Origin of the sequence: Methanothermococcus thermolithotrophicus DSM 2095 (assembly GCF_000376965.1) — an archaeon.
In the GTDB taxonomy this organism is placed as follows: domain Archaea; phylum AGJL01; class Methanococci; order Methanococcales; family Methanococcaceae; genus Methanothermococcus; species Methanothermococcus thermolithotrophicus.
In genome coordinates this window covers 24112-32105 of sequence record NZ_AQXV01000039.1, presented here as the reverse complement: position 1 = coordinate 32105, position 7994 = coordinate 24112, and the positions used below count along the sequence as shown (strand labels likewise).

Below are 7994 nucleotides of genomic sequence, written 5' to 3'. Positions count from 1 at the left end.
ATGTTTTAACAAAAGAAGTTTTAAAAACATTGTATGGAAACATATGTGACATTAAAGAGAATGAAGAGGGGTTCAAAATGATAACACCAAATATGCAAAAAATTTCTTAGATTTAGATCTGGTTTAACTATGGAATTTTTATGATAATACCCCCAAAATTATTTCAATTTACCGTTTTTTGATATGGTGTGCTTTTAAGAAATAATATGTGCAAAATTTGTAATTTGATAAAAATAAAAACATTTTTATAGTTGCGAATATCATAATTTATAATTATCATAAATTGTAGTGCCAGGTGTTTTTATGGATCTCACTGTAGTTCAGAAGGAAATATTACAGGAATTAATATCAATTTATGGGGAAAAAAATAGTGCGGTTAAGGGTACTGAAATAGCCAATAGACTAAATAGAAATCCTGGAACTATAAGGAACCAGATGCAGGCTTTAAGGGCCTTAAATTTAGTAGATGGCGTTCCTGGACCAAAGGGGGGATACGTACCAACGAGTGAAGCGTATAGGACCCTTGGATTGATGTCTAAGGAAGAAATCATAGTTCCAATATATAAGGGCGATGAGAGGGTTGAAGGAGTTTATGTAGAAAAAATAGTTTTTGATACCGTAACCTATGAAAAATCATGTTCTTCAAAGATTTACATAAAAGGGGACACTAAAAAATTCAGTGAAAATGAAATTGTAAAAGTAGGGCCTACCCACCACAATAAAATCGTAATATTGGGTAAAGTTATTGGAAGGGACGATATAAACCACATCCTTTTAATCGACGTTATTGGTGTGGCAAGTATTCCAAATATTTTGGTAGGAGATATTGCAATTAAAGACAAGCTTTTTTGGATAGAGCCTGACAAAACTATTAGGGACGCCGCAGAACTACTTTCAAAGGAGAATATAAGTGGGCTTCCAATAATGAAAGATGGGGAACTCCTGGGGATTTTAAGTCTTCATGACATTGCCACGGCAGTTGCAAAGGGAATGGAAAACGAAAAGATAGAAAGTATAATGGCAAAAAACCCATATACTGTATCTGTAAATGATGCCATATATGACGCCCTTGTTTTAATGGAAAAAAACAATGTAGGAAGATTGATAGTTGTTGATGAGAACGAAAAAGTCGTTGGAATACTTACAAGAACCGATATATTGGAACTTATTGAAGGTACTATGTTTCCCAAAATATTAAAAAAACTTATTGAAAATAAAAAAATGAATAAATAAATTATTTCATTCTTCTTTTAAACTCATCCATCAACTCTTCATACTCTACTCCGAAGTATGCTAAGAGAATCATTGTATGGAATATTAAATCAGCACTTTCATATATTATCTCACGTTTATCTTCATCTTTTGCTGCAATAATAGTTTCGGCAGCTTCTTCCCCTATTTTCTCACAAATTTTGTTGATGGCTTTTTTAGTATCGTCTGTTGTTAATTTGGATACATAGGAATTTTCAGGTTTTTCTTTTATCCTACTTTCAACTACTTTATAAACTTCCTTTAAAACGTCCATATTATCACTTAGTTGTGTGTAAAATTTAGTTATTCTGCAATTAAAATGATCTTCAATGTTGCTTACAATCTATTCAATACTTTTTAATCTTTTTACCATTTTAACTGCAGCTTCAACTGCCCTTTTACCGTAATCTATTCTTTCTTCTGCCTGCAATCTTGTCATTCCAGGACCTGATATTCCAAGTGCTACAGGTTTGTTGTACTCCAATGATAAATCAGCTATCTTTCTTGCTGCATTATGGACTACAATCTCATCGTGTTCTGTATCCCCCTCTATAACACATCCTATAGTAACCACTGCATCAATATCATCTTTTTCAAGCATTCTTTTAATGGCGAGTGGCATGTCAAAAGCCCCTGGAACCACAATTTTATATTTTACATCAGCTCCTAAAAACTCTGCATGTTCTTCTGCAACTTTTTCCATCATGTAGGTCAAATCTCTGTTAAACTCTGCTATAACAAATCCTAAATTAACCATTTTTTCATCCTCGTTAGGTTTTACCTTATTATATGTATTATAAATTATAAATCTTTTGATAATTTTATATCCAAACCTTTTAGAAAAAGGTTTGGATTCCAAAACCGGATACCCACCCAACGAAGTTGAGTGAGTATATATTACTTCCCACCAACCATAAATTGGTAAATATTAAAAGCCAAACCTTTTAGAAAATCGAGACAAATCGTTGATTTGTCGTCGAAGCAAATCCTTCGGATTTGCTGCCCAAACAAATTAAAAATTGCTGGGTCCAACGAGACCTATGGTCTCGGCTGGGACTCACGAAACCAAAGGTTTCGTCGAGAAGGCTTGGATTCCAAAGGTATTTATCATTTCGATCCAACTTTTTTTAAAAGGTTGTTTCCAAATATACCCCTTCACTTCGTGAAGGGGTATCGGATTTTGGAATCACCAACGAAGTTGGTGAGCTATGAAAACCGTTAGGTTTTCATTTAATTCAACACTTTTTTTAAAAGGGTCGGTTATAAATCTTTTGATAATTTTATATAGTTTACTGCATTTTCTCTTATAGATTTTATTTCTTCTTCTGTGAGCTCCCTAACAACCTTTCCTGGAACTCCTAAAACTAAGCTATTAGGTGGTATTTCTTTATTTTGAGTAACCAAAGCATTTGCTCCGATGATGCAGTTGTTTCCAATTTTTGCACCGTTTAGAATAGTGGCATTCATCCCAACTAAAACATTATCTCCCATCTTACAGCCATGAACAACTGCACCATGGCCTATAGACACATACTCTCCGATTATCGTTGGACAATCTTTTGAGCCATGTATCACACAGTTGTCTTGGATGTTTGAACCTTTTTTTATCGTTATTTTACTAACGTCGCCCCTTAAAACTGCCCCATACCATACACTTACATCTTCACCCAATTCAACATCCCCAACAATAACCGCATTTTTTGCTATTCGTAGTGAGCGAATCTCACTGTGAGCTATAAAAATCGCTTTTTTGTTTTTGTTCAGTTTTTGCTCGTTTTTCATAGTACCATTAATTCCTCTTTATTTTCAGTTTTCGAGCGAAGTGATAAAGGATTTAAATAAATTACTTGGAGACATGCTCCCATTTTCTTTCATACTCGTCCATAAATATCAATGTCTTTTCGACCTCTATTGCACAGATCTTTTCAAAGTTTACTACTGCGAACCTTCTTTTCTCTTCATTGAATATTATCATCCCAAAACCTCTACCTGTCTCAAGATATTTCATGTATTTGTCTTTAAGTTTAACTACAATGTCAAAATCAAACTCTCCTTCCAATATACTTCCTGGATAGTGTATTTTAACACGCAAAGTAGGTTTCTTTGTCAAATACAACACCCCTGTATTTATCTATTCATATGATCATCATATATTCATTATGATATAAATTATAGTTGTTTTCGAATTTATAGTTGGTGTGCATTACATCACAGAGATAAATAAATTGCCCTCAATTGCTTTTAATTAGGTAAATTAAACAGTATTAATTGGTTTTTTAACTTTAAATATGGTATGTTTTAACTAAAATTGCACACATTATATACCGATTACTCAACATGACATTTTTAAATAAAGCATGGCGACTTATAACAAAAACGACTATATTAATCACCACAATTTTATATACTACAGAATTATTATTTAAACTTATGATTGGATTTAGATTGACTGCTAAAAACAGATATAGTATTTCAAAAATCTATCCTATTGTTGGTGGATATTTATTTAAGAATTTAGATGAATTAATTAATAGTATTGAAGAAATTAATATAATTATCTACTCTTTCATGACCTTGCAGAGGGAAGAGGTAATTGAAGAGGTAAAAAAAATAAGAGAAACTAAAAAAGATGTTATATTGATAGCCGGAGGACCTCATCCCTCTGGAAATCCGGAAGATACTTTGAAAATAGGATTTAACCATGTAATTATTGGGGAAGGAGAAATAACACTACCAAAATTAATAGAATCTTTAAAAAAAGGGGAGAATGTTAAAAATATAATAAAAGGAGAACCCGTAGAAAATCTTGACAACTATAATGAAACCTATCCTCTCTCCCCAATTGAAATAACCAGAGGATGCCCTTATAACTGTAGATTTTGCCAAACCCCTCAAATATTTGGTAAAAAAGTTAGACACAGAAGTATCGACAATATTGTAAAATCTGTAAAAACCATGGGTGACATAAGATTTGTAACCCCAAATGCACTATGCTACGGTTCGTCAGACGGAACAAAACCAAACATTGAAAAACTAGAAAAACTTCTAAAAAATCTTTATGAAATCAAAAATAGGTTGTTTTTTGGAACATTTCCTTCTGAAGTTAGACCAGAATTTGTTAAAAAGGAAACTTTAGAAGTTCTTGTAAAATACTGTGATAACAAATACCTCCACTTTGGAGCTCAGAGTGGAAGTAATGAAATACTCAAATTTATTAGGAGGGGCCATACAGTAGAGGACGTACTAAACGCCGTAGATTTGTGCAAAGAATACGGCCTTATTCCAAAGGTAGATTTCATCTTTGGATTTCCTGGTGAAAATGAAGACCAAAGAAAAGAAAGTATTGATTTAATGGATTATATATCAAAAAAGAATGGAAAAATCCATGCCCACTATTTCATGCCATTACCTGGTACCTATTTTGAAGATAGCAAACCTACAGAGCTCGATGCATATACATTTAAAATCCTTGGAAAAATGGCTAAAAAAGGTCAAATTAGCGGCTCTTGGGGGCATCAATATGCAAAACTAAACAAATATGGTGATTCCACAAAATAGGCAAACTCGACGAAAACCTTTCAGGTTTAGTTGAATAATCGTAGATTATTCAACTTCCCCGCAACTATGTTGCGGTGGATCGTAAGTCAGCAAATCTTTTTAGAAACAAAAAGACTTGTCTCGATTCTACATTCTTTAATTTAAATTTAAATTTTAAAAAGATAATTTCAATTTAACTTGTGGAAGTATATAATTATTCTTCCAATATGTAAAACACATAGTTGGCTCTTTTACCGGGTATTTCCTTCATAAAAACTATTGTTCCATTTATAGGAGAATTCACAAATCTCATATCTCCTTTTTTGCTCTCTAAAGCTGCAAGCCTGTGACCTTCTAAAACCCTACATCCAAAATCCACAATTGGATACACTTTGTAACCTTCAGCAGGTATTTGCAAAATCTCAGTGCCCTTTTCCAAATAGGTAAATGTTCTTTTATCAGGGTACCTAATCAAAACATCCCTTACAAACTTGGAGTTTATAATGTATTTTTCTAAGTCATCGCAAACTATCTGGGACAGTATTTTACCATCTCCGGTATACTCTTCCCCTTCATCTAAAAATATAATAACTTTTCCGTTTTTTTCAATGGCGACCCTATTACTCCCATCACCTTTACCTTCAACATAAACTCTAGGTATTTTCATATAACTCATCTCCTACCATTTAATTCTTATAATTTTATATAACTGCCCTAATTTACATAAATTTGTTAACAATAATATATTTTTTATTTATAAAAAATTATTAACATATAGTATAGACATATGCCTGGATAAACTACAGTTTACCAAAATAACAAAAACATTGAAGAAAGCAAATATTTTAAAAAAAGTTAAATTCAATTAATATATTCTATCCACTATAAAGTCTGCAATGTCTTCCAATCTCTTTCTTTTTTCACTATCGAATATTTTTAAATAATCTTTGGCTTCTTTTACTGCATTCTTCATGAGCTCTTTTGCATATTCAATTGAATCGCCCAATAGTTCTATGGCTTCTGAAATTTCTTCATCTGTAGCATCGCTGTTGCCCAAAATATTCATTAGTCTTTCCTTTTTATCTTCAGGGAGAGTTTCCATTGCATGAATTACCATTAAGGTTTTTTTACCTTCTTTTATGTCGCTACCAACGGGCTTTCCAATTTTTTTCTGGTCCCCTATTAAGTCCAAAACATCATCCTGCACTTGAAAAACCATACCTATCCTTTTAGCGTACTCATATAATGATTTTCTTTCCTCTTCATTGCATTCAGACATAATGGCCCCTATCTCCACAGGAGCTACGATCAATGCACCTGTTTTCTTTGAAATCATTTCAAAGTATTCGTCCATGGTTGGAAACCTGTTTTCAAATTCCATATCCATGGCCTGACCTTCACAAACTTCAACACATGCCTTTGATAATACCTTTAAAACTTCATGGGCTTTTTTAGGGTCCTCAATACTTGACAAGGCTTCAAATGCCTTTGCATATAGTAAATCTCCTGAAAGAATCGCTATTGGTTCGCCATAAACTATATGAACAGTTGGTTTTCCCCTTCTTTCATCGTCGTTATCCATTATGTCATCGTGAACCAGGGTGTAGTTATGAATTAACTCAACTGCAGCTGCAGGTCGTAAAACTTCTTCAATATTATCCTTTTTTAACATATATGTTAAAACGGCCAGATAGGGCCTTATTCTTTTACCCCCTGCCAATAAAAGGTGTTTAGAAGCTTCATAAAGGACGTCATCTTTTTCAACATGCTTTTTCAGTTCTTCTTCAATTTTTCCTAGTATTTCTTTGTCGAATAGGTCCATCGTTCCACCTCAACCCAAACTAGAGTATCCTTTCAAATTTCAAACTCTGGCCATTTCTTAGCAAGTGAACATCTTCACCTAATCTATAACCTTCTTCCTCTGCAAGTTTTGCATAGGTAGCTGTTAGGTTGAAATCACCATGTGATGGGATTACGTGTTCAGGGTTTACCCATCTTAACATATCCCTATGATCTTCCTTGGCAGCGTGTCCTGATACGTGAGCTCCCTTAAATATTCTTACACCCATTAGAGCCAGTCTAGCTTCCAACATGTATCTTTGAGCTGAGTTCATAGGGTTTGGAATAACATCTGCTGAAAATATTACTTGATCATGTTTTTCAAATCTATATGGCGTTTTGTTGGTTGCCATTCTGGATAAAACTGCCCCTTCTTCACCTTGGTGACCAGTAACAATTAACATGTAGTTTTCCTTACCTTCGTTCATTACATTATGTAATGTTCTATCTACTATTGAAGGATCCCCACATATTCTTGTTTCTTTTGGGAATTTTACAATACCAATATCTTCCGCAATTCCGCAGTACTTGGCCATGGATCTTCCTATCAATACAGGAGTCCTACCCATCTTAACGGCAATATCTGTGATTGATTTTATTCTAGCTATATGTGATGAGAACGTAGTTACAACCACACCATTACCTTCATTATCTGAACCTATTAAATCGTTCTTTAATAGGTTTGCAGCTACTCCTTCTGATGGAGTTTTTCCCTGGAAATCTACCCTAGTACTCTCTGAGATCATGCAAATTACTCCCTGCTTACCAACCCTCTTTATGGATTTGTAATCTGGTTTTTCACCTACAACAGGGAAGTTATCAAATTTAAAGTCATTTGCATACATTATAGCCCCATATGGAGTATGCAATACTGCAAGTACTGCATCCGGGATACTGTGGGTCACCCTTATAAATTCCAAAGAAATATTTGGAGTTAAATCCATTACCTGCCCTGCTTCATGGGTAATTAATGGATTTCTGACATCAAATTTCCTTTCACTCAAAATTTCTCTTTTTATAAGTTCCAAAGTGTACGGCGTCCCAATTATAGGGGCATTGTACCTATGGGCCAGTTTGGTTATTGCTCCAAAGTGATCGAGGTGTCCGTGAGTTATGACTATAGCCTTAACTTCACCCTCGATATTCTTCATTACAGTATCATCAGGTATAACGCCCATTTCAATTAAATTTAAACTGTGCATCTTTGAAATATCCACATCTTCATGTATCATAACCCTATCGAGCCTGATACCCATATCGAATATTATAATCTCTCCATCAATATTGACGGCAGTCATATTTCTTCCAACTTCTTCATATCCACCTATAGCTACAACCTCTAACTGCAAATTATCACATCCTATTTC

Annotated in this window: 9 protein-coding genes; 2 read left to right on the top strand and 7 right to left on the bottom strand. The window is 33.9% G+C overall.

Features of this window, described 5'->3' with window-relative positions; all coding sequences use genetic code 11:
• Positions 1 to 303: 303 nt before the first annotated feature.
• The gene (locus tag F555_RS0103085; RefSeq protein WP_018153757.1) at positions 304 to 1233 is read left to right on the top strand and encodes a CBS domain-containing protein; all 930 of its coding nucleotides are present in this window, start codon (positions 304 to 306) and stop codon (positions 1231 to 1233) included.
• A 1-nt stretch (position 1234) separates the two neighbouring features.
• Here F555_RS0103085 and F555_RS0103080 read toward each other — a convergent pair whose 3' ends face one another.
• The 4 genes from F555_RS0103080 to F555_RS0103065 form a co-directional block, all read right to left on the bottom strand.
• Positions 1235 to 1525 (bottom strand): phosphoribosyl-ATP diphosphatase, encoded by a 291-nt coding sequence (locus F555_RS0103080; RefSeq protein WP_018153756.1) that lies wholly within the window; start codon positions 1523 to 1525, stop codon positions 1235 to 1237.
• Positions 1526 to 1594: 69 nt separating this feature from the next.
• Positions 1595 to 2008, bottom strand: a complete 414-nt coding sequence (gene ribH / locus F555_RS0103075) for a 6,7-dimethyl-8-ribityllumazine synthase (RefSeq protein WP_026182931.1) — start codon at positions 2006 to 2008, stop codon at positions 1595 to 1597.
• A 503-nt stretch (positions 2009 to 2511) separates the two neighbouring features.
• A complete protein-coding gene (locus F555_RS0103070; RefSeq protein ID WP_018153754.1) occupies positions 2512 to 3033 on the bottom strand; it encodes a gamma carbonic anhydrase family protein in 522 nt (173 codons plus the stop codon).
• A 61-nt stretch (positions 3034 to 3094) separates the two neighbouring features.
• Complete coding sequence (locus tag F555_RS0103065) at positions 3095 to 3361, bottom strand: hypothetical protein (protein WP_018153753.1); 267 nt, start codon at positions 3359 to 3361, stop codon at positions 3095 to 3097.
• A gap of 320 nt (positions 3362 to 3681) precedes the next feature.
• Here F555_RS0103065 and F555_RS0103060 point away from each other — a divergent pair, with 320 nt between their 5' ends.
• Complete coding sequence (locus F555_RS0103060) at positions 3682 to 4809, top strand: TIGR04013 family B12-binding domain/radical SAM domain-containing protein (protein ID WP_026182929.1); 1128 nt, start codon at positions 3682 to 3684, stop codon at positions 4807 to 4809.
• A gap of 193 nt (positions 4810 to 5002) precedes the next feature.
• Here F555_RS0103060 and F555_RS0103055 read toward each other — a convergent pair whose 3' ends face one another.
• The 3 genes from F555_RS0103055 to F555_RS0103045 all read right to left on the bottom strand — a co-directional run bounded on the left by F555_RS0103055 (position 5003) and on the right by F555_RS0103045 (position 7976).
• The gene (locus tag F555_RS0103055; RefSeq protein WP_018153751.1) at positions 5003 to 5455 is read right to left on the bottom strand and encodes a DUF2118 family protein; all 453 of its coding nucleotides are present in this window, start codon (positions 5453 to 5455) and stop codon (positions 5003 to 5005) included.
• A 198-nt stretch (positions 5456 to 5653) separates the two neighbouring features.
• Positions 5654 to 6610 carry a polyprenyl synthetase family protein gene (locus F555_RS0103050; RefSeq protein ID WP_018153750.1) on the bottom strand — a complete coding sequence of 319 codons (957 nt, stop codon included), beginning with the start codon at positions 6608 to 6610 and terminating at the stop codon, positions 5654 to 5656.
• A gap of 19 nt (positions 6611 to 6629) precedes the next feature.
• Entirely contained in the window at positions 6630 to 7976 is a 1347-nt protein-coding gene (locus tag F555_RS0103045) for an RNase J family beta-CASP ribonuclease (RefSeq protein ID WP_018153749.1), read from the bottom strand.
• Positions 7977 to 7994: the final 18 nt, after the last annotated feature.

Bases quoted from the DNA above. Each gene is read 5' to 3' on its own strand.
- F555_RS0103085 (WP_018153757.1), top strand. From the start codon at position 304: ATGGATCTCACTGTAGTTCAGAAGGAAATATTACAGGAATTAATATCA.
- F555_RS0103055 (WP_018153751.1), bottom strand. From the start codon at position 5,455: ATGAAAATACCTAGAGTTTATGTTGAAGGTAAAGGTGATGGGAGTAAT.
- F555_RS0103070 (WP_018153754.1), bottom strand. From the start codon at position 3,033: ATGAAAAACGAGCAAAAACTGAACAAAAACAAAAAAGCGATTTTTATA.
- ribH (WP_026182931.1), bottom strand. From the start codon at position 2,008: ATGGTTAATTTAGGATTTGTTATAGCAGAGTTTAACAGAGATTTGACC.
- F555_RS0103060 (WP_026182929.1), top strand. From the start codon at position 3,682: ATGATTGGATTTAGATTGACTGCTAAAAACAGATATAGTATTTCAAAA.
- F555_RS0103050 (WP_018153750.1), bottom strand. From the start codon at position 6,610: ATGGACCTATTCGACAAAGAAATACTAGGAAAAATTGAAGAAGAACTG.
- F555_RS0103080 (WP_018153756.1), bottom strand. From the start codon at position 1,525: ATGGACGTTTTAAAGGAAGTTTATAAAGTAGTTGAAAGTAGGATAAAA.